Source organism: Streptomyces zaehneri (assembly GCF_032248645.1).
Taxonomy (GTDB): Bacteria; Actinomycetota; Actinomycetes; order Streptomycetales; family Streptomycetaceae; genus Streptomyces; species Streptomyces coriariae.
The window spans coordinates 1-19,025 of the sequence record NZ_JASTTJ010000048.1; the positions used below are offsets into that span (position 1 = coordinate 1).

Sequence of the window (19,025 nt, forward strand, 5' to 3'; positions counted from 1 at the left end):
GTGGGGCACGAGGGCCTTTCTGTTGGTGTAGACGTCGCAATCCACACCGAACCGGAAGGCCCTCACCTGTTCAAGATCTCTCAGCCGAGACCTGGCTCACCCGTCCACAACCTCCCGGGACAGAACACCTAGGCCGACCGTTCGGGGTCGTCCTCGCCCCGGCAGCCGCAGGAAGGGCCGCATCGCGTTGTACTCGACGAGCGAGGCCGGGCTCGCGCCCCGGTGACCGCGTTCGGCGATCAGCCCGAGGGCGGCCCGCACGATCTCGGCCCGTCGCTCCCTCCTTCACGGCTGAACCGCCGCCGCTCTCGCGGACGCGGTCGCCCGCCGCGGGGATGCCCGATTGAGGGGTGCGTCCCTGATTCGTTCGCAGGCCGCCGCGGGCAGGATGAAAGGGTCCGTGAACTGCGACGAGGAGGCACCGTCATGGCGGGAACCGGGGCGGGAACGGAAGCGGCCGTCGAGAAGGCGCTCGGCAGACTCGACCTGGACGCCAAGACCCGGCTGCTGGCAGGCCAGGACACGTGGTCGCTGCCCGGACTGCCGGAGATCGGACTGAAGTCGCTCGTCATGTCCGACGGCCCCGTGGGCGTCCGGGGCGTGCGCTGGACCGCCGACGACCCGTCCGTCGCGCTGCCCTCACCGACCGCCCTCGCGGCCACCTGGGACCCGGAACTCGCCCACCGCGCCGGCGTCCTCCTGGCCCAGGAGGCCCGACGCAAGGGCGTCCACGTCCTGCTCGCCCCCACGGTCAACCTGCACCGCTCCCCGCTCGGCGGCCGTCACTTCGAGGCCTACAGCGAGGATCCCCACCTGACGGGGGTGATCGGCGCGGGCTATGTGAACGGCGTCCAGTCCGGCGGGGTCGGCACCACCGTCAAGCACTTCGTCGCCAACGACGCCGAGACCGACCGCTTCACGGTGAACAACCTGGTCGGCGAACGCGCCCTGCGCGAGCTGTACCTGGCCCCCTTCGAGGCCATCGTCGAGAACGCCCGCCCCTGGGGCGTCATGACCGCCTACAACACGGTCAACGGCACGACGATGACCGAACACCACCACCTGGTGAACGAGGTCCTGCGCGGTGAATGGGGCTTCGACGGCTTCAACGTCTCCGACTGGGCGGCCGCCCGCGACACCGTGGGCGCGCTGAGGGGCGGCCTCGACGTCGCCATGCCCGGACCGCGGACCGTCTACGGCGAGGCCCTCGCGCAGGCGGTACGCGACGGCCGGCTCGACGAGTCCGAGGTCGACGAGGCCGTACGCCGCGTCCTGCGGCTGGCCGCCCGCGTCGGCGCCCTCGCGGACGCCGAACCGGCCGTCACCCGGCTGCCGGCCCCCGTCGACGGCGAGGCCCTGGCCCGCGAACTGGCCCGCCGCTCCTTCGTCCTGGTCCGCAACGAGGACGACGCGCTGCCGCTCAGGCCCGGCACCGTCGCCCTCATCGGTGCGGCCGCCCGCGACGCCCGGGTGCTCGGCGGCGGCTCCGCGACCGTCTTCCCGGCCCGCACGGTCTCCCCGCTCGACGGCCTCACCGCCGCGCTCCCCGAAGGCACCCTCGGCTACGCCGTCGGCGCCGACCCCACCACCGAACTCGCCGTCGCCGACAAGGGCTTCGCGCTGCGGGCGGTCTGCCGCGACGCCGCCGGAACCGTCATCGGCACCCGGTCCGCGCCGAACGGCCGGATCCAGTGGATGGGCACCGACCTGCCCGAGGGCGTCACCCTCGACGCCCTCCACACGGTCGAGCTGACCGGGACCTTCACCCCGGGGGAGAGCGGCCCGCACACCTTCGGCATCAAGGGCACGGGCGCCTTCACCCTCACCGTCGCCGGTACGACGTACTACGACGACATCCAGCTGCCCGCCGACGACACGGACCCCTTCGAGGCGTTCTTCGGCGCCCCGGTGCCCCGCGCCGAGGCGCGACTGACCGCCGGCGAACCGGTCGAGGTCTCCCTCACGCATGTCTTCGCGCTCCCCGAGGACATCCCCTTCAAGGCCATCGCCTTCGTCCTGGCCCACCAGGATCCGCAGCGCGACCCCGACGAGCTGATCGCCGAGGCGGCCGAGGCGGCGCGGGCCGCCGACACGGCCGTCGTCGTGGTCGCCACCACCGAACGCGTCGAGTCCGAGGGCTTCGACCGCAAGGATCTCCGCCTCCCCGGCCGCCAGGACGACCTGGTCCGTGCCGTCGCGGCCGCCAACCCGAACACCGTCGTGGTCGTCAACGCGGGCTCCCCGGTGGAGCTGCCGTGGCGCGAGGACGTCGCGGCCGTCCTGCTCACCTGGTTCCCCGGCCAGGAGGGCGGAGCGGCCCTGGCGGACGTCCTGACGGGCGCCCACGAACCCGGCGGCCGGCTCCCCACCACCTGGGGCTCCCTCGACGACGCCCCCGTCACCGAGGTCACCCCCACCGACGGCGAACTCGCCTACACCGAGGGCGTCCTCATCGGCTACCGCGCCTGGGAGAAGGCGCACCGCACCCCGGTCCACCCCTTCGGCCACGGCCTCGGCTACACCGACTGGACGTACGGGTCGGCCGACGTCACGGGCTCCACGGTCACCGTGCGGATCCGCAACAGCGGCGCGCGGCCGGGGCGCGAGGTCGTGCAGGTCTACCTCGCCCCCGCCGGGACGGCCCCGGCGCCCGAACGCCCGGCCCGCTGGCTGGCCGGCTTCGCCGGCGTCGAGGCGGGCCCGGGGGAGAGCGCCGAGGTCACCGTGGAGATCCCGAACCGGGCCTTCGAGGTGTGGGACGAGGCGGACCACCGGTGGTCCTTTGTGAAAGGTTCGTACGAAATCCAGGTGGGCCGCTCGATCGCCGACCTCAGGATCACCGCGACGATTAACGTGTGAACCGGCGCCCGTCGCCCCACCGACAGCCCCGGTCCGGGACCTGACCCCTGGACCGGGGCAACATCCTTGTCCGGCGCGCGCCTCCCCGGGCCCCCGCGGCCCCTACCGGACCGAGAAGCCGTACACCGTCTCCGACCGGTACACGGCCCCCGGCCGCAGCTCGGTGCTCGGGAACTCCGGCCGGTTCGGCGAGTCGGGGAAGTGCTGGGTCTCCAGCGCGACGCCCTCGCCGGGCTCGAAGGGCTCGCCCAGGTGGTCGGCGGTGTACAGCTGGAGCCCCGGCTCGGTGGTCGCCACCGTCAGCACCCGCCCGGAGGCCGGATCGTGCAGCTCGGCCACCTCCACCGGAGTGTCCGTGACGCCCTTGTCGAGCACGAAGTTGTGGTCGTAGCCGGCGCCGACCTTGCGGGACGCGCGGAAGTCGAAGCGGCCGTCCGCCACCTGCGCGAGCTCGCCCGTCGGGATCAGGTCCGCGTCCACCGGCGTGTACCGGGAGGCGGCCAGCCGCAGCTCGTGGCCGCCCGCGCCGCCGCTTCCCGGACCGCCCAGGTTGAAGTAGCTGTGGTTGGTCAGGTTCACCACCGTCGGAGCGTCCGTGACCGCCTCGTACGTGAACCGCAGCGCCCCCGACGCGTCGAGCGTGTACGTCGCCGTCACCTCGAGGTGGCCCGGGAAGCCCTCCTCGCCGTGCGGCGCGACCCGGCTGAGCCGCAGCCCGTGCTCGACCGGCACGACGTCCCACACCCGCTTGTCGAAGCCGTGCGGGCCGCCGTGCAGGGAGTTCGGCGCGTTGTTCGGCTCCAGCGCGTACGTCACACCGTCCAGCGGGAAGCGGGCGTGCGCGATCCGGTTGGCGTACCGCCCGATCAGCGCGCCGAGGAAGGGCTCCGGGTGCGCGAGATAGCCCTCCAGGTCCGCGAACCCCAACACCACGTTCGCCGCGCGCCCGTCCCGGTCGGGGACCTCGACCGACTGCACGATCCCGCCGTACGAAAGGACCCGCACCCGGGTGCCCGCCCGCTCCAGCGTCCAGCGGTGCACCTCAGTGCCGTCGGAAAGTGTTCCGAAGTGTTCGCTCATGAGCGAAACCCTAAATCACGAGGCCTCCGCGGTGACCCCCCGATAGGCCAGCTCAGCGAGCCGCGCCTGGCCGTCCTTGCTCGGGTGGAACCAGTCCCAGTGGCTCAACTGGTCGGTTCCGAACCTGAAGTCGTACACCGCCCCGCCGTCGAACCGGCACCGCACGTCCTTCGCACAGACCTCCGCCAGCACCGAGTTGTAGTCCTCGACCCGCTTCTGCACGGTCTCCCGCCGCGCGGTCGCCGCCGCGTCCAGCGCGTCCGCGTCGCCCAGCATCGACGGACACAGGCCCAGCTTCCACACCTGTTTGCCCAGCACGTTCGTCCGCCCCTGCGACCACAGCCGCTTCAGGTTCGGCACGCTCGTCACATACACCTGCGTCTTCGGCAGCGCGCGACGCAGCGTGCTCAGCGCGTCCTGGAACTCCGCACGGAAGTCGGCCACCGACGTCATCGCCGCCGCCGACTCCCGGCACGCGTCGTTCGCCCCCGCCATCACCGTCACCAACTGCGGTTTCTCGGCCGCCGCCTGTGCCATCTGGGCCGGCACGTCCGCCATCCGGGCCCCGGTCGCCGCGTAGTTCCAGCTGTGCGTGGCCGCCTTCGCCGCGCCGAGCAGCCGGACGGCGAGGCTGTTCACCTCGGTGCTGGCGCCGGTCGCCCAGGACACCTCGGGGCAGTCCGCGAGCACCGTACACGCGTCGAAGCCGCGCGTGATGGAGTCGCCCACCGCCGCCATGGAGGACGGGCTGGAGTCCCACAACGGGGTCGGCGACGGCGACGGCTTCGCCTCCCGGGCCCGGGTGCCCGAGGATCCCTCGGCATCGCCGCCCCCCATGGCGTCACAGCCGGCCAGGCCCAGGACGGCCGCCGTCATGCCCGCGAGCACGGCCCGCGCGTGCCGGTTCCGTTTCCGCATCCGCTGCTGTTCCCCTCACTCCTCGAACAACGCCCCCCTATGACAACGCGCGGGAGTTCCCGGCGAATCACACCCACAAGATGGAACGCCGCACGCCCGCACAGGCGTCCTGCCGAGTGAATGGCGGAGGTTTCACGGCACCGGGACCGACGGTACGTCACACTCCTTGCGCCGCCGCACGGTAGCCTCGCCATCAACGCGGCTGCCTGCCACCGCAGCCATGCCGGCCTGCAAGACTGTCCCGCTCTGCCCGGAGGTCCCGGTGACGACACGTGGAGTTCTGTACGTGCACTCCGCGCCGCGCGCGCTGTGCCCACACGTCGAGTGGGCCGTCGCCGGGGTGCTCGGCACGCGCGTCAACCTCGACTGGATCCGGCAGCCCGCCGCGCCCGGCACCTGGCGCTCGGAGTTCTCCTGGAAGGGCGAGGCCGGCACGGCGTCCAAGCTGGCCTCCGCGCTGCGCGGCTGGCACCTGCTGCGCTTCGAGGTCACCGCCGAGCCCTGCGCCACCGCCGAGGGCGAGCGCTACAGCTGCACCCCCGACCTGGGCATCTTCCACGCCGTCACCGGCATCCACGGCGACATCCTCATCCCCGAGGACCGGCTGCGCGCCGCCCTGCTGCGCAGTCAGCGCGGCGAGACGGACCTGGAGGCCGAACTCTCCAAGCTCCTCGGCAAGCCGTGGGACGACGAACTGGAGCCGTTCAGATACGCGGGCGAAGGAGCTCCGGTGCGCTGGCTGCACCAGGTCGTGTGAGACCGGAAAAGCCCGAAGGGGCCCCACCTTCGCAGGCGGGGCCCCTTCGGTTGTGCACAGGCGCAGCTCAGACCGTACGGAACGCCAGCACCACGTTGTGCCCACCGAACCCGAACGAGTCGTTCAGGGCGGCGATACGGCCCTCCACGGGCAGCTTGCGCGCCTCGCCCCGCACGATGTCCGCGGCGGCCTCGGCCTCGGGGTCGAGGTTCTCGACGTTGATGGTCGGCGGAGCGACCCGGTTGTAGAGCGCGAGGACCGTCGCGACGGACTCCACGCCACCCGCGCCACCCAGCAGGTGACCGGTCATCGACTTGGTCGCGGAGATCGCCATGTGGTCGGTGTCGTCACCGAACACCTTGCGCAGCGCCTTCAGTTCGGCCACGTCACCGGCCGGCGTCGAGGTGGCGTGCGCGTTGACGTGCACGATCTCCGCCGGGTTCAGGTCGGTGCTGTCCAGCAGGTTCTGCAGGGCGTGCGCGATACCGCGGCCCTCGGGCTCCGGCTGCACGATGTCGTGGGCGTCGGAGGAGATGCCCTGGCCGACCGCCTCCGCGTACACCCGGGCCCCGCGCTGCGCGGCGTGCTCGGCGGACTCCAGGACGATCACGCCGGCCCCCTCGCCCATGACGAAACCGTCGCGGGCGACGTCGTAGGGACGCGAGGCGCCCTGCGGGTCGTCGTTGTTCTTGGACATCGCCATCATGTTGCCGAACGCGGCGATGGGCAGCGGGTGGATCGCCGCCTCCGTACCGCCGGCGACCACGATGTCGGCGCGGCCCGTACGGATCATCTCGATGGCGTAGCCGATGGCCTCCGCGCCCGACGCGCACGCCGAGACCGGCGTGTGCACGCCCGCGCGGGCGCCCACGAGCAGACCCACGTTGGCGGAGGGGCTGTTCGGCATCAGCATGGGCACGGTGTGCGGGGAGACGCGGCGGACGCCCTTCTCCTTCAGCACGTCGTACTGGTCGAGCAGGGTGGTGACGCCGCCGATGCCGGAGGCGATGACCGCGCCGAGCCGGTCGGGGTCGACGTCGCCCTCGCTGCCGTCCTCACCGGCCTTGCCGGAGAAACCGGCGTCCTTCCAGGCTTCCTGGGCCGCGATCAGCGCGAACTGCGCCGAGCGGTCCAGCTTGCGGGCCTGCGGCCGCGGCAGGACCTCGAGAGGCTCCACCGCGACGCGGGCCGCGATACGGACGGCCTGCTCGGCCGCCCACTCATGCTCCAGGACCTTGACACCGGACTTGCCGGCGACCAGACCCTCCCAGGTAGAGGCTGCGTCGCCACCCAGCGGTGTGGTTGCGCCGATACCGGTGACGACCACGGTGCGATTGGTCGGGCTCACGGATTCTTTCTCCAACGTTACGAGGATTCAGCGGCGCCACCGCCGGGTGGCGGGGCAGTTCAGCCCAGGGGGCCGATGGATCAGGCCTGGTTCTTGAGGATGTAGTCCGTCGCGTCGCCGACGGTCTTGAGGTTCTTGACGTCCTCGTCCGGGATCTTGACCTCGAAGCGCTCCTCGGCGGCGACGACGACCTCGACCATGGACAGCGAGTCGACGTCCAGGTCGTCGGTGAAGGACTTGTCCAGCTGGACGTCCTCAACCGGGATGCCGGCGATCTCGTTCACGATGTCGGCGAGACCGGCGACGATCTCTTCCTGAGTGGCGGCCATGTGGCGCTCCTTCTTTGATATTCCAGAGGGTGTGGCATGGGGTGTCTCCCGCACCGGACCGGTTGATCCGGCACGGAGTGCCTAGGGGAGGGTAACGACAGTGGCGGCGTAGACGAGACCCGCCCCGAATCCGATGACGAGCGCGGTGTCGCCGCTCTTCGCCTCGCCGGTCGCCAGAAGCCGCTCCATCGCGAGCGGAATCGAGGCGGCCGAGGTGTTGCCGGTGGTGCGTACGTCACGGGCGACCATGACGGACTCCGGCAGCTTGAGAGTCTTCACCATCGAGTCGATGATCCGCTCGTTGGCCTGGTGCGGGATGAAGACGTCGAGTTCGTCGGCGGTGATGCCGGCGGCGTCGAGCGCCTCCTTGGCGACCTTCGCCATCTCGAAGACGGCCCAGCGGAAGACCGCCTGGCCCTCCTGCGTGATCGCGGGGAACTTGGCGACCTCGCCGTCGCGGTAGTCCGTCCACGGCACGGTCTGCTTGATGGTCTCCGACTTGTCGCCCTCGGAGCCCCAGACCGTCGGACCGATCCCCGGCTCCTTGGCCGGGCCGACCACGACCGCGCCGGCGCCGTCGCCGAACAGGAAGGCCGTCGCGCGGTCCTCCAGGTCGGTGAGGTCGGACAGCCGCTCGACACCGATCACCAGGACGTACTCCGCGGAGCCCTCGACGACCATGCCCTTGGCGAGGGTCAGGCCGTAGCCGAAGCCCGCGCAGCCCGCCGAGATGTCGAAGGCGGCGGCCTTGTTCGTGCCGAGCTTGTCGGCGATCTCGGTGGCGACGGCGGGCGTCTGCTTGAAGTGCGAGACGGTCGACACGACCACCGCGCCGATCTGCTCGGCGGTGATCCCGGCGTCGGCGATGGCCTTGCCGGACGCCTCGACGGACATGGCGGCGACGGTCTCCTCGTCGTTCGCCCAGTGCCGGGTCTCGATGCCGGAACGCGAGCGGATCCATTCGTCGGACGAGTCGATCGTCTCGAGGATCACCTCGTTGGGGACGACCCGGACGGGCCGGTAACCGCCGACTCCGAGGATCCGCGCGTACGGGGAGCCCTTACTGGGCTTGATCTTCGCCATCAGGGCTCCTCAGGCGACGCCGTGCTCGGCGATGAGCTCGCGAGCGGCGTCGAGGTCGTCGGGGGTCTTCAGCGCCAGCGTCTTCACACCGGGCAGGGCGCGCTTGGCGAGGCCGACCAGGGTGCCGCCGGGGGAGACCTCGATCAGCGCGGTCGCGCCGAGCTCCTTGAAGGTCTCCATGCACAGGTCCCAGCGGACCGGGTTGGCGACCTGGCCGACCAGCCGCTCCAGGATCTCTGCGCCGGTGGCGACGGACCGCCCGTCGCGGTTGGAGACGTAACGGATCTTCGGGTCGGCCGGCGTGAGCTCCACGGCGGCCTTGGCGAGGGTCTCGACGGCGGGCGCCATGTGGCGCGTGTGGAAGGCGCCGGCGACCTTCAGCGGGACGACCTTGCGGACGCCCTCGGGCTTGTCCTCGTTGAGCGCGGCGAGCTGCTCCAGCGTGCCCGCCGCGACGACCTGGCCCGCGCCGTTGATGTTCGCCGGGGTCAGACCCAGCTTCTCCAGGTGCGCGACGGAGACCTCGGGGTCGCCGCCGAGCAGCGCGGACATGCCGGTCTCGGTGATCGCGGCGGCGGCGGCCATGGCCAGGCCGCGCTTGCGGACGAGGGTCAGCGCGGCGCTCTCGTCGAGGACGCCTGCGAAGGTGGCGGCGGTGATCTCGCCGACACTGTGGCCGGCGACCGCGCCGGGTGCGAGGTCGCCGAGCGCCGCGGCGGACAGGATTCCGGCGGCCACCAGCAGCGGCTGCGCCACCGAGGTGTCACGGATCTCGTCCGCGTCGGCCTGGGTGCCGTAGTGGGCGAGGTCCAGGCCGATGACGTCCGACCACGCGGCGACGCGGGCGGCGGCACCGGGGAGTTCGAGCCAGGGAGTCAGGAAGCCGGGCGTCTGGGCGCCCTGGCCGGGAGCGACGAGTACGAGCACTCTCACACTCTCTCTTGTGGACGGCCAAAGCCGCCCGTGGGGACAGGGACGAAGAACGGCAGGGGGTTTTGTGGAGCCCCGACAAAAGCCTAGGTCTGGGGATCGCCGTCGACCAGGCGCCCCAGGATCAGCGCGATCCGGAGCGTGAACGCGGAGCGTACATCCGAAGGCGACCAACCGGTGACGTCAGTCACACGTCGAAGCCGGTAGCGCACGGTGTTCGGATGAACGAAGAGCATCCGGGCGGCCCCTTCGAGGCTGGACGCCTGTTCGAGATAGACGGCGAGTGTCTCCAGGAGCGCCGACCCGGCCTCTTCGAGCGGTCTGTAGATCTCCTCCACCAACTGCTCACGCGCACCGGGATCACCGGCGATCGCGCGTTCCGGCAGCAGATCGTCCGCCAGCACCGGCCGGGGTGCGTCCTGCCAGGCGGAACCGGCCTTGAGTCCGGCCGCGGCGGCCTGTGCGGACCGGGTCGCGGCGAGCAGGTCGGGTACGACGGGTCCGGCCACCACGGGTCCCGCGGCGAACGGCCCGATCAGCGACCTGGCGACGGCGAGCGGGTTGTCGCTGCCACCGGCGATCACTACCAGCCGGGAGCCGAGCACCCCGGTGAGGACCTGGAGCTTGGCGTGTCGCGCGGCCCGCCGGATCGCCTCGACGGTCAGCTCGGAGTCCCCGTCGGGCGCGGTCCCGAGGACCACGCACACATGCTCGGGCGCGTTCCACCCGAGGGCCGCGGCCCGGCTCACCGCCCCCTCGTCGGCCTCACCGCTCAGCACGGCGTTCACGACGAGCGACTCCAGCCGGGCGTCCCAGGCGCCGCGTGCCTCGGCGGCCTGGGCGTAGACCTGGGCGGTGGCGAAGGCGATCTCCCGGGCGTACACGAGGAGCGCCTCGCGCAGCACGTTCTCGTCGCCGGGGGCCGCGACCTCGTCGATCGCGGACTCCATGACCTCGATGGTGGTGCGCACCATCTCGACGGTCTGGCGCAGCGTGATGGCCCGGGTCAGCTCACGGGGCGCGGTCCCGAACACATCCGTGGAGATGGCCTGCGGTGCGTCCGGGTGCCGGAACCACTCGGTGAAGGCGGCGATGCCCGCCTGGGCGACCAGCCCGATCCAGGAACGGTTCTCCGGGGGCATCGCCCGGTACCACGACAGTGTCTCGTCCATCCGCGCGATGGCCTGGGCGGCGAGACTTCCGGAGGACTTCTCCAGCCGCTTCAGCGTCGCGGGGTGGGGGTGGACGGCGTGCGCCGCGGGATCGGGGTGACTGGTTTCGGGTTCGGGCACGGGACAAGACTGCCTTATCGGGACGGGGGCGTGCGCCGCCGGGTCGCGGGAGGGCGCGGCACGCGGTCGTGGCACGGTCATCGCGCGGGCCGCGGCGGGTCTACCGTGGACGCGTGATGGATGTACGGCGCGCCGACGCACGCTACCGAGGCGGGGACCCGGCCGCCGGGATCGACACCCGGCACGCCTTCTCCTTCGGCCCCCACTACGACCCCGGCAACCTCCGCTTCGGTCCGCTGATCGCCTGCAACGAGGAACGCCTCGCACCCGGCGCCGGCTTCGACGAGCATCCCCACAGCCACACCGAGATCGTGACCTGGGTGGTCGAGGGGGAGCTCACGCACCGTGACTCGGCCGGCCACGAGAGCGTGGTCCGCCCCGGGGACGTGCAGCGGCTCAGCTCCGCGGGCGGCGTGCGGCACGTGGAACGCAACGACGCCGACGTGCCCCTGGTCTTCGTCCAGATGTGGCTGGCCCCCCTCGACCCCGGCGGCGACCCGTCCTACGGGACGGTCCGCGGCATCGCCGACTCCACCCCGTACGCCGTCCCGGAGGCGGGCGCGATGCTGCACGTACGGCGCCTGGGCGCGGGGGAGCGGACGGCGGTGCCGGACGCGCCGCACGTCTACGTCCACGTCGTACGCGGCGAAGCCCGCCTGGACGGCGAGGAGCTGGCGCCGGGGGACGCGGCACGCATCACGGACGCTAGGGACGTGGAGGCGGTGGGCGTGACCGACACGGAGCTGCTGATGTGGGTCTTCGGCCCCGGGGAGCGGGAGTTCAGCCCCGGACCTCCGCCAGCACCGCGTCCGTGAACGCGGGCCACGCCTCGATTGCCCACGGTCCGAACGCCCGGTCCGTCAGGGCGACCCCGGCGACGCCCGCCCCGGGATCGACCCACAGGAACGTACCGGACTGGCCGAAGTGCCCGAAGGTGCGCGGCGAGGATGAACTCCCCGTCCAGTGCGGCACCTTGGAGTCGCGGATCTCGAAGCCGAGCCCCCAGTCGTTGGGGTTCTGGTGCCCGTACCCCGGCAGCACGCCCTTCGTCCCCGGGTACTGCACGGTCATCGCCGCCGCCACCGTCCGCGGATCCAGCAGCCGGGGCGCCTGCACCTCCGCCGCGAACCGCAGCAGGTCCTCGACCGTCGAGACGCCGTCCTTCGCCGGGGAGCCCTCCAGGGAGGTGCCGGTCATCCCCAGCGGCTCCAGCACCGCCTGCCGCAGATACTCCGCGAAGGGGATCTCCGTCGCCTTCGCCAGGTGGTCGCCGAGCTGCTCGAACCCGGCGTTGGAGTACAGCCGCCGCTCCCCCGGAGGGGCCGTCACCCGGTGCTCGTCGAAGGCCAGCCCGGAGGTGTGCGCGAGGAGGTGACGGACCGTGGCCCCGGGCGGCCCGGCCGGTTCGTCCAGCTCGATCGCCCCCTCCTCGTACGCGACGAGGGCGGCGTAGGCGGCGAGCGGCTTGGTGACCGAGGCCAGCGGGAAGCGCCGGCCGACCGGGCCATGGGTTCCCAGGACCGTACCGTCGGCCCGTACGACACCCGCCGAGGCGGAGGGAACCGGCCAGTTCTCGATCAGCGCGAGGCTCTTGAGCGACATGCCGTCGAGCCTATGCCGTCCGGCCTGCGCGACTCACAGCAGCAGTTCCATCAAGGGGTCCGGCTTGGGCCTGAAGCCAAGGGAGGAGTAGAGGGGGGCCGCGTCGGCGGACGCGGTGAGGTGGACCTGTACGACGCCCCGCGCCCGGAACCAGGCCAGCAGCGCGTCCATTCCCGCGCGCGCGTACCCTCGGCGGCGCGCGTCCGGGTCGGTGGCGACGCTGAACACGAAGCCGATGATCCCCCGCGGGTTGCCGGCCCGGCCGATCCGGTACTCGACCGTCCCGACGACGAGCGCGGCCAGCGTCCCCGGCCGTTCCGGGTGATCCACGACGAAGGCCGCGAAATCCCCGTCCGGCTCGGCCAGCCGCTCCCGCAGTGTGGGCAGCGACTCGGCGTGCCAGCCGGTGGAGGAGTCCACCGGCGACAACGAGTCGATCATCAACTGGCGCAGCCGCAGCACTTCGGCGGCGTCCTCGGGCAGGGCACGGCGTACGGGACTCATGCCCCGCACGCTAACGAGCGTGATCAAGCCGCGTCCCCCGGTTTTCTTACCGAATCCGCTTGCTTGGAGCGCACTCCAAGGCCATAGCGTGGAGGACATGACGGTGTTGCAGACCACGCCCGTGACCATCGAGCAAACCCCGAACCCGCCGGACGTCTGCTCCGCGCCACCCCCGCGGCACCCCCGTCCGGACGGGCAGGACAGTTACACGATCAGCGAGGTCGTCGCCTTCACCGGCCTCACCGCCCACACCCTGCGCTGGTACGAGCGGATCGGGCTGATGTCCCACATCGACCGCTCGCACACCGGCCAGCGCCGCTACAGCAACCGTGACCTGGACTGGCTCGACCTCGTCGGGAAGCTGCGGCTGACCGGTATGCCGGTCGCCGACATGGTGCGGTACGCCGAGCTGGTGCGGGAGGGCGAGAACACGTTCCGCGAGCGGTACGAGCTGCTGGAGGCGACCCGGCGGGACGTCCGGGCCCGGATCGCCGAACTCCAGGACACCCTCGCCGTGCTCGACCGCAAGATCAATTTCTATGCGGACGCCACCGGCGTCCGGTACCACGAAGCGGAAGGGACCGCCCGATGACCGACCACAGGATCCCGACGGCTCGACTCGGCGGGCAGGGCCCCGAGATCGGCGCCCAGGGCCTCGGCTGCATGGGCATGAGCTTCGCCTACGGCCCCTCGGACGCGAAGGAGTCCCGGGCCACCCTGGAACGCGCCCTGGAGCTCGGCGTCACGATGTACGACACGGCGGACGCGTACGGCGCGGGCGAGAACGAGAGGTTCCTCTCCCCGTTCTTCAAGGCCCACCGCGCAGAGGTCGTGATCGCGACCAAGTTCGCCCTGGCGGTCCCGCCGGACGACCCGACCCGGCGGATCATCCGCAACGACGCGCCCTACATCCGGCAGTCCGTCGAGGCGAGCCTGAGCCGGCTGGACGTCGACGTCATCGACCTCTACTACATGCACCGGCGCGACGTGAACGTGCCGATCGAGGACACCGTCGGCGTGATGGCCGAACTGGTGCGCGAGGGCAAGGTCAAGCAGCTGGGCCTGAGCGAGGTGACGGCCGCCGAACTGCGCGCGGCCCAGGAGGTCCACCCCATCGCCGCGGTGCAGTCGGAGTGGTCGCTGTTCAGCCGCGACATCGAGGCCCAGGTGGTCCCGGCGGCCCGGGAACTGGGCGTGACCCTGGTCGCGTACTCCCCGCTCGGCCGGGGTTTCCTCACCGGGTCCTTCGCCGACGCCGACCAGGACCTCACCGCCGACGACTTCCGTCGTCAGCAGCCCCGCTTCACCGGCGACAACGCCGCCGTCAACGGGGCGCTCCTGGACCCGATCCGCGCGATAGCGCAGGCCCACGGGGCGACACCCGGTCAGATCGCCCTGGCCTGGGTCCAGCAGCGGTCGCAGGTCCACGGCCTGTCGGTGGTCCCGATCCCGGGTACCCGCAAGCCCACCCGGGTCGAGGAGAACGCGGCGGCGACGGCCATCGAACTGACACCGGAGGAGCTGGCGTCGCTGGAGCCCATCGCGGGCAAGGTGGCGGGCGACCGGTACCCGGACATGAGGTTCACCTCCGCCGGCCGCGAGTGAGGGCCGGGGGCCCGCCCGTCCGGATCGGGCCGGTGAGTGCCAGGGCCCGCCCGTTCGGACCGGGTCCTAGAGCTCGGCCAGCAACTCGGCCTTCTTGGCGGAGAACTCCTCGTCGGTGACCAGCCCGGCCAGGTGCAGCTCCCCGAGGTGGCGGATCCGCTCGGCGATGTCGGCGGGGTCCCGGCGCGGTGAGACCACGGTCGCCGCCGGGACGGCCGCCGCCTGGACCGTCGCCGAGGATCCGCGCCCGCGGACCGCCGCGAGGACCGCCGCCGCGAACGGCAGGGACTCGTGCACCGGCCCGTACCCCAGCCCGAAGACGACGGTCGCCGGGTCCTGGTCGGCCTGGGCCGGAGCGGCCTCGCCGCGCAGCAGCCGCAGATGCCCCTCGAACACCTCGGGCGACCGCCACTCGACCCCGGTGAGCGCGGACACGGCGAAACTCTGGTCGCCGGCCTTCCACTTCGCCGACGAGGCGCCCGTCCAGAACCACCGGAACCGCACGGTGCGCCCGTCGAACGAGGCCTTCCCGTCGTACGCCTTGAACGACAGCGGCGCCTCGGGCGCGTCCACGAGGAACCGTTCCGCCGGCCCGGAGTCGGTCAGCCGTGCCCGCAGCTCGTCGGCGTAGTACTCGGCGAGCGTCTCCCGTTCGGCGGGCAGCACCAGCCGGTACGGGTCGCACCCTTCCTTGAGCTGTCCCGCGGCCGCCTCCATCAACGGATCGGCTCCCGGCCTCGGTTCCGCCCGGAGCACGACCGTTCCGCGTTTGCCGGCGGTCAGGGTCACCCGCCCGATGGCCGCCAGCGGAATCCGGCGCTCGCCCAGTGCCGACAGCAGCTTGGGCGTGCGCAGCCCTCGTTCGTAGCGGATGAGGACGGAGTCGGACTCGAACTCCCAGGCGGCATGAAATCCGGCCAGTACGTCACCCATGCGGCTCATCGTATGCGGGACACCCATTCTTCGTCCCCTCTCCGCGCGCGCCGCAATTCCTGCGTCTCTACGCGCGTCCGGCCTCTGTCGTATCGGACAAATCCGTCGTGCAGGCGGCATCATCGTGGGCGCACTCCACCGAGCGGTACGCGCCAGTGCCGATCCCGGCGAGGTTGCGCAGGCTGTCCGTACCCGGTTCGAAGTAGCCGCCGTGGCCCTTGGCCTCCCGCGCCGAGAGCACCCGCGCGCCGAACTCCCGCGCCATCGGGTCCTCGCCGTGTCCGAGACCGCCGACCTCCAGGTGCGGCACGTCCTGCACCCAGTCGTCGGCGTCCCGCATCGCCCACACCTGTGCCTCGGTGCCCAGCTGGGCCGCGTTCTCCACCCGCATGCCGGGGCTGCCGGCCACCGCGATGTCGGCCACCCGGTCCGGCATGGCGTGCGCGGCGACCCCGCACACCACCGAGCCGTAGCTGTGGCAGAACATCGAGACGGGCGCGCTGCCCGGCAGGGCGGTCAGCAGGGCGTTCAGCCGGACGGCGCCGCTCTCGGCGCGCATCGCGGTGGCCGAGTCGATGCCGAGGCCGTCGGGGGAGGTGTAGTCGGCCCAGGCGATCACGGCCGTACGCGTCGAGGGGCTCGCCTCGCGCTCGGCCGCGTAGAGGGCCTGGGCCATGCCGACCGGCGCCGAGTACTTGCGGTTCGTGCGCTGGAAGGTGAGGAGGTCGGTGTCGACGCCGGGGACGACGACGGAGATCCGCTCGGCCTGGTCCAGGCTGCCGAACACCTCGGCCACCCGGCCGGAGCCCTCCGGATCGAAGGCGAGGATCTGCCGGTCGGCGGTGCTCATCGACTCGTAGCGGTGCATGCGCCGGCCGGCCAGCTGCTGCCCCGAGGGCGTGAGCCGGCTGTCGTGCATGCGGGTGCGCTCGAGCCGCGCCTGCTGGAGCAGCGCCACCCGGTTGGCGCGGTAGCGCAGTTCGGCGGGGGCGCCGTTCATGTTGCCCACCGCGAGCGGGTAGTCGTGCACGAGCACGGTGCGCTGCGAGGTGGTCAGCGAGGCGAAGAAGCGGGTGAGCCGGGCGGGGGTGGAGCCGGGGTCCGGCAACCGGTGCCCGGCCAGCATGCCGTGCTCCCACTCCGAGCGCGAGGTCTGCAGGGCGGTGGTCTCCCGCTGGTGGCGCAGGGCCGTCCAGCCGGTGGTCGCCAGCATCACGAACACCACGGCCAGGGCGGCCAGTGCGCGCCAGACGTTGAGTTGCGGGGAGGTGTCGAAGGAAGTCACTGAAAGGACACACTAGGAGAACGAGAGGGTCTCGGGTGACCCAAGTGACGGGGATCACGTTTCGACGGGCGTGGCGAGGGTCATAAAGGCCTTTAGGCCTCTATGTCCGCCAGGTCTCGCGTATGTCCGTCAGGCCTCGCGCCAGTCTCCCAGCAGGGCGGGACCCACCCCGTCGAGATACAGGGTTGTCAGTGCGCGGATCCGGTCCAGGCTGAAGTCCGCGCCGGTGGACCACTGTCGTTCCGTCACCCGCATCACCCCGCTGAACACGGCCACCGCCAGCCGCGGCCGCGGGTCGGCGTCCACGTCGAGCCCCTCACGCTCGGCGATCACCCGCGCGAGGTCCTCCTCCGCCTCCACCGAGCGTCGCAGATGCGCGGCGAGCAGCACGGGCGTCGACTCGATCACCCGGTACATGCGCAGATACATCTCCACGGGTACGACGGACTCCACGACCTCGTTGATCGAGTACCAGCCGTCCAGCACGGCCTGGCGCAGCGCCTCCAGCGGCGGCTCGTGCGGCGGGCGCGCGCGCACCGCCTCGACGAACCGCTCCACCGTCATCTCCACCAGGGCGAGCGCGGCCTCGTCCTTCCCGGCGAAGTAGCGGAAGAAGGTGCGCTGTGAGACGTCGACCGCGGCGGCGATCTCGTCGACGGTGGTCCCCTCGTACCCCTGCGAGGTGAACAGCTCCACCGCGGCGCGCAGCAGCGCGTCCCGAGTGCGCTGCTTCTTGCGCTCACGCAGAGTTTCCATGATGTGTCAGTTACCGACTTCTGAACTCGTTTGTCAATTGTCAGCGGCTGTCACTAACCTCGAACGCATGACCAGTCAGACCACCATCGACGCGACGGGACCGGGCGGCAAGCCACCGGCGGACCCGTCGGACGGATCGCCCGCCAAGGGACTGCGCGGCCACCCGTGGTTCACCCTCATCACCGTCGCCGTCGGCGTCATGATGGTGGCCCTCGACGGCACCATCGTGGCCATCGCCAACCCGGCCATCGCCAGCGACCTGGGCGCCACCTTCGCCGAGGTCCAGTGGATCACCAACGCCTACTTCCTCGCCCTCGCGGTCTCCCTGATCACCGCGGGCAAGCTCGGCGACCGCTTCGGCCACCGCCAGACGTTCCTGATAGGCGTCGTCGGCTTCGCGGCCGCCTCCGGCGCGATCGGCCTGTCCGGCAGCATCGCGCTGGTCGTCACCTTCCGCGTCTTCCAGGGCCTGTTCGGCGCCCTGCTGATGCCGGCCGCGCTGGGCCTGCTGCGCGCGACCTTCCCGGCCGAGAAGCTCAACATGGCCATCGGCCTGTGGGGCATGGTCATCGGCGCGTCCACCGCCGGCGGCCCGATCCTCGGCGGTGTCCTCGTCGAGCACGTCAACTGGCAGTCGGTGTTCTTCATCAACGTGCCGGTCGGCGCGCTCGCCCTGGTCCTGGGCGTGGTGATCCTGCTCGACCACCGCGCCGAGAACGCCCCGCGCTCCTTCGACCTCCTCGGCATCGCCCTCCTCTCGGGCGCGATGTTCTGCCTGGTCTGGGCCCTGATCAAGGCGCCGACCTGGGGCTGGGCCGACGGCCTGACCTGGGCGTTCCTGGTCGGCTCCGCCATGCTCTTCGCGGCTTTCGCCTTCTGGGAGACCAAGGTGAAGGAGCCGCTCATCCCGCTGGCGCTGTTCCGCTCCGTCCCGCTGTCGGCGGGTGTGGTCCTCATGGTCCTGATGGCCATCGCCTTCATGGGCGGTCTGTTCTTCGTGACGTTCTACCTCCAGAACGTGCACGGCATGAGCCCGATCGACGCGGGCCTGCACCTGCTGCCGCTGACCGGCATGATGATCGTCGGCTCTCCGCTCGCGGGCGCGGCGATCACCAAGCTCGGCCCGCGCATCCCGCTGGCGGGCGGTATGGCCGCCACCGCGATCGCCATGTACGGCATGTCCACGCTGGAGACGGACACGAGCAGCGGTCTCATGTCGATCTGGTTCGCCCTGCTGGGCTTCGGTCTCGCCCCGGTCATGGTCGGCGCGACGGAGGTCATCGTGGGCAACGCCCCCATGGAGCTGTCCGGCGTCGCGGGCGGCCTCCAGCAGGCGGCCATGCAGATCGGCGGCAGCCTCGGTACGGCCGTCCTGGGTGCCGTGATGGCCTCCAAGGTGGACGGCGACCTGCCCGCCAACTGGAAGGGCGCGGGCCTGCCCGAGCTCACCCCCGCGCAGCTGGACCAGGCCTCCGAGGCGGTCCAGGTCGGCGTGGCGCCGGTGGCCAAGGGCACCCCCGAAGCGATCGCCGCGAAGATCACGGACGTCGCCCACGACACGTTCATCTCCGGGATGAGCCTCGCCTCGCTGGTCGCCGCCGGGGTCGCGGTCGTCGCCGTGTTCGTCGCGCTGCTCACCAAGCGGGGCGAGAACGCGGAGGCGGGCGCGGGCGTCGGTCACATCTGACGGAACCTCAACGACTTTCCCCTATCAGGGTGACAACGCTAAAGGTTCCTCGCGTCC

At 71.7% G+C, this 19,025-nt stretch carries 18 protein-coding genes; 6 read left to right on the forward strand and 12 right to left on the reverse strand.

Going from position 1 to position 19,025, the window contains the following annotated elements; translation table 11 throughout:
- Positions 1–426 precede the first annotated feature (426 nt).
- Positions 427–2,859 (forward strand): beta-glucosidase family protein, encoded by a 2,433-nt coding sequence (locus QQM72_RS39950; RefSeq protein WP_314225717.1) that lies wholly within the window; start codon positions 427–429, stop codon positions 2,857–2,859.
- A 102-nt stretch (positions 2,860–2,961) separates the two neighbouring features.
- On the opposite strand, the gene QQM72_RS39955 is transcribed toward QQM72_RS39950, so the two are convergent.
- Together QQM72_RS39955 and QQM72_RS39960 are read right to left on the reverse strand one after the other, a co-directional pair.
- Positions 2,962–3,939 (reverse strand): aldose epimerase family protein, encoded by a 978-nt coding sequence (locus tag QQM72_RS39955; protein ID WP_314225718.1) that lies wholly within the window; start codon positions 3,937–3,939, stop codon positions 2,962–2,964.
- A 15-nt stretch (positions 3,940–3,954) separates the two neighbouring features.
- The gene (locus QQM72_RS39960; protein WP_314225719.1) at positions 3,955–4,857 is read right to left on the reverse strand and encodes an SGNH/GDSL hydrolase family protein; all 903 of its coding nucleotides are present in this window, start codon (positions 4,855–4,857) and stop codon (positions 3,955–3,957) included.
- Positions 4,858–5,119: 262 nt separating this feature from the next.
- On the opposite strand from QQM72_RS39960, the gene QQM72_RS39965 reads away from it, so the two are divergent.
- Positions 5,120–5,614 carry a DUF3145 domain-containing protein gene (locus QQM72_RS39965; RefSeq protein ID WP_054238125.1) on the forward strand — a complete coding sequence of 165 codons (495 nt, stop codon included), beginning with the start codon at positions 5,120–5,122 and terminating at the stop codon, positions 5,612–5,614.
- A gap of 67 nt (positions 5,615–5,681) precedes the next feature.
- On the opposite strand, the gene QQM72_RS39970 is transcribed toward QQM72_RS39965, so the two are convergent.
- The 5 genes from QQM72_RS39970 to QQM72_RS39990 all read right to left on the reverse strand — a co-directional run bounded on the left by QQM72_RS39970 (position 5,682) and on the right by QQM72_RS39990 (position 10,596).
- Positions 5,682–6,962 carry a beta-ketoacyl-[acyl-carrier-protein] synthase family protein gene (locus QQM72_RS39970; protein WP_020126932.1) on the reverse strand — a complete coding sequence of 427 codons (1,281 nt, stop codon included), beginning with the start codon at positions 6,960–6,962 and terminating at the stop codon, positions 5,682–5,684.
- An 80-nt stretch (positions 6,963–7,042) separates the two neighbouring features.
- The gene (locus QQM72_RS39975) at positions 7,043–7,291 is read right to left on the reverse strand and encodes an acyl carrier protein (RefSeq protein WP_189917348.1); all 249 of its coding nucleotides are present in this window, start codon (positions 7,289–7,291) and stop codon (positions 7,043–7,045) included.
- A gap of 81 nt (positions 7,292–7,372) precedes the next feature.
- On the reverse strand, positions 7,373–8,374 hold the full coding sequence (locus QQM72_RS39980) for a ketoacyl-ACP synthase III (protein ID WP_314225720.1): 1,002 nt from the start codon (positions 8,372–8,374) through the stop codon (positions 7,373–7,375).
- Between the two features lie 9 nt (positions 8,375–8,383).
- On the reverse strand, positions 8,384–9,301 hold the full coding sequence (locus tag QQM72_RS39985; protein ID WP_314225721.1) for an ACP S-malonyltransferase: 918 nt from the start codon (positions 9,299–9,301) through the stop codon (positions 8,384–8,386).
- 89 nt (positions 9,302–9,390) lie between these two features.
- Positions 9,391–10,596, reverse strand: a complete 1,206-nt coding sequence (locus tag QQM72_RS39990) for a PucR family transcriptional regulator (protein ID WP_020126928.1) — start codon at positions 10,594–10,596, stop codon at positions 9,391–9,393.
- A gap of 116 nt (positions 10,597–10,712) precedes the next feature.
- On the opposite strand from QQM72_RS39990, the gene QQM72_RS39995 reads away from it, so the two are divergent.
- Positions 10,713–11,411, forward strand: coding sequence for a pirin family protein (locus QQM72_RS39995; RefSeq protein WP_314225733.1), 699 nt, complete (start codon positions 10,713–10,715; stop codon positions 11,409–11,411).
- Here the strand turns inward: QQM72_RS39995 and QQM72_RS40000 are convergent.
- Positions 11,377–12,198: a serine hydrolase domain-containing protein gene (locus QQM72_RS40000; RefSeq protein ID WP_314225722.1), complete on the reverse strand. Its 822-nt coding sequence runs from the start codon at positions 12,196–12,198 to the stop codon at positions 11,377–11,379. The two genes, QQM72_RS39995 and QQM72_RS40000, sit on opposite strands and share 35 nt — an antisense overlap.
- 33 nt (positions 12,199–12,231) lie before the next feature.
- Positions 12,232–12,702, reverse strand: a complete 471-nt coding sequence (locus QQM72_RS40005; RefSeq protein WP_314225723.1) for a GNAT family N-acetyltransferase — start codon at positions 12,700–12,702, stop codon at positions 12,232–12,234.
- A 97-nt stretch (positions 12,703–12,799) separates the two neighbouring features.
- Between QQM72_RS40005 and QQM72_RS40010 the strand changes: the two genes are divergently transcribed.
- Both QQM72_RS40010 and QQM72_RS40015 read left to right on the forward strand, forming a co-directional pair.
- Positions 12,800–13,294, forward strand: coding sequence for a MerR family transcriptional regulator (locus tag QQM72_RS40010; RefSeq protein ID WP_054238118.1), 495 nt, complete (start codon positions 12,800–12,802; stop codon positions 13,292–13,294).
- Entirely contained in the window at positions 13,291–14,307 is a 1,017-nt protein-coding gene (locus QQM72_RS40015; RefSeq protein ID WP_314225724.1) for an aldo/keto reductase, read from the forward strand. The genes QQM72_RS40010 and QQM72_RS40015 overlap by 4 nt, the downstream gene beginning before the upstream one ends.
- A 66-nt stretch (positions 14,308–14,373) precedes the next feature.
- On the opposite strand, the gene QQM72_RS40020 is transcribed toward QQM72_RS40015, so the two are convergent.
- The 3 genes from QQM72_RS40020 to QQM72_RS40030 form a co-directional block, all read right to left on the reverse strand.
- Positions 14,374–15,249 (reverse strand): DUF4429 domain-containing protein, encoded by an 876-nt coding sequence (locus QQM72_RS40020; protein ID WP_314225734.1) that lies wholly within the window; start codon positions 15,247–15,249, stop codon positions 14,374–14,376.
- A 58-nt stretch (positions 15,250–15,307) separates the two neighbouring features.
- Positions 15,308–16,525: an alpha/beta hydrolase gene (locus tag QQM72_RS40025; protein ID WP_314225725.1), complete on the reverse strand. Its 1,218-nt coding sequence runs from the start codon at positions 16,523–16,525 to the stop codon at positions 15,308–15,310.
- Between the two features lie 129 nt (positions 16,526–16,654).
- On the reverse strand, positions 16,655–17,281 hold the full coding sequence (locus tag QQM72_RS40030; protein WP_314225726.1) for a TetR/AcrR family transcriptional regulator: 627 nt from the start codon (positions 17,279–17,281) through the stop codon (positions 16,655–16,657).
- A gap of 67 nt (positions 17,282–17,348) precedes the next feature.
- Here QQM72_RS40030 and QQM72_RS40035 point away from each other — a divergent pair, with 67 nt between their 5' ends.
- Positions 17,349–18,968, forward strand: a complete 1,620-nt coding sequence (locus QQM72_RS40035) for an MFS transporter (protein WP_314225727.1) — start codon at positions 17,349–17,351, stop codon at positions 18,966–18,968.
- The last annotated feature ends 57 nt before the right edge of the window (positions 18,969–19,025 follow it).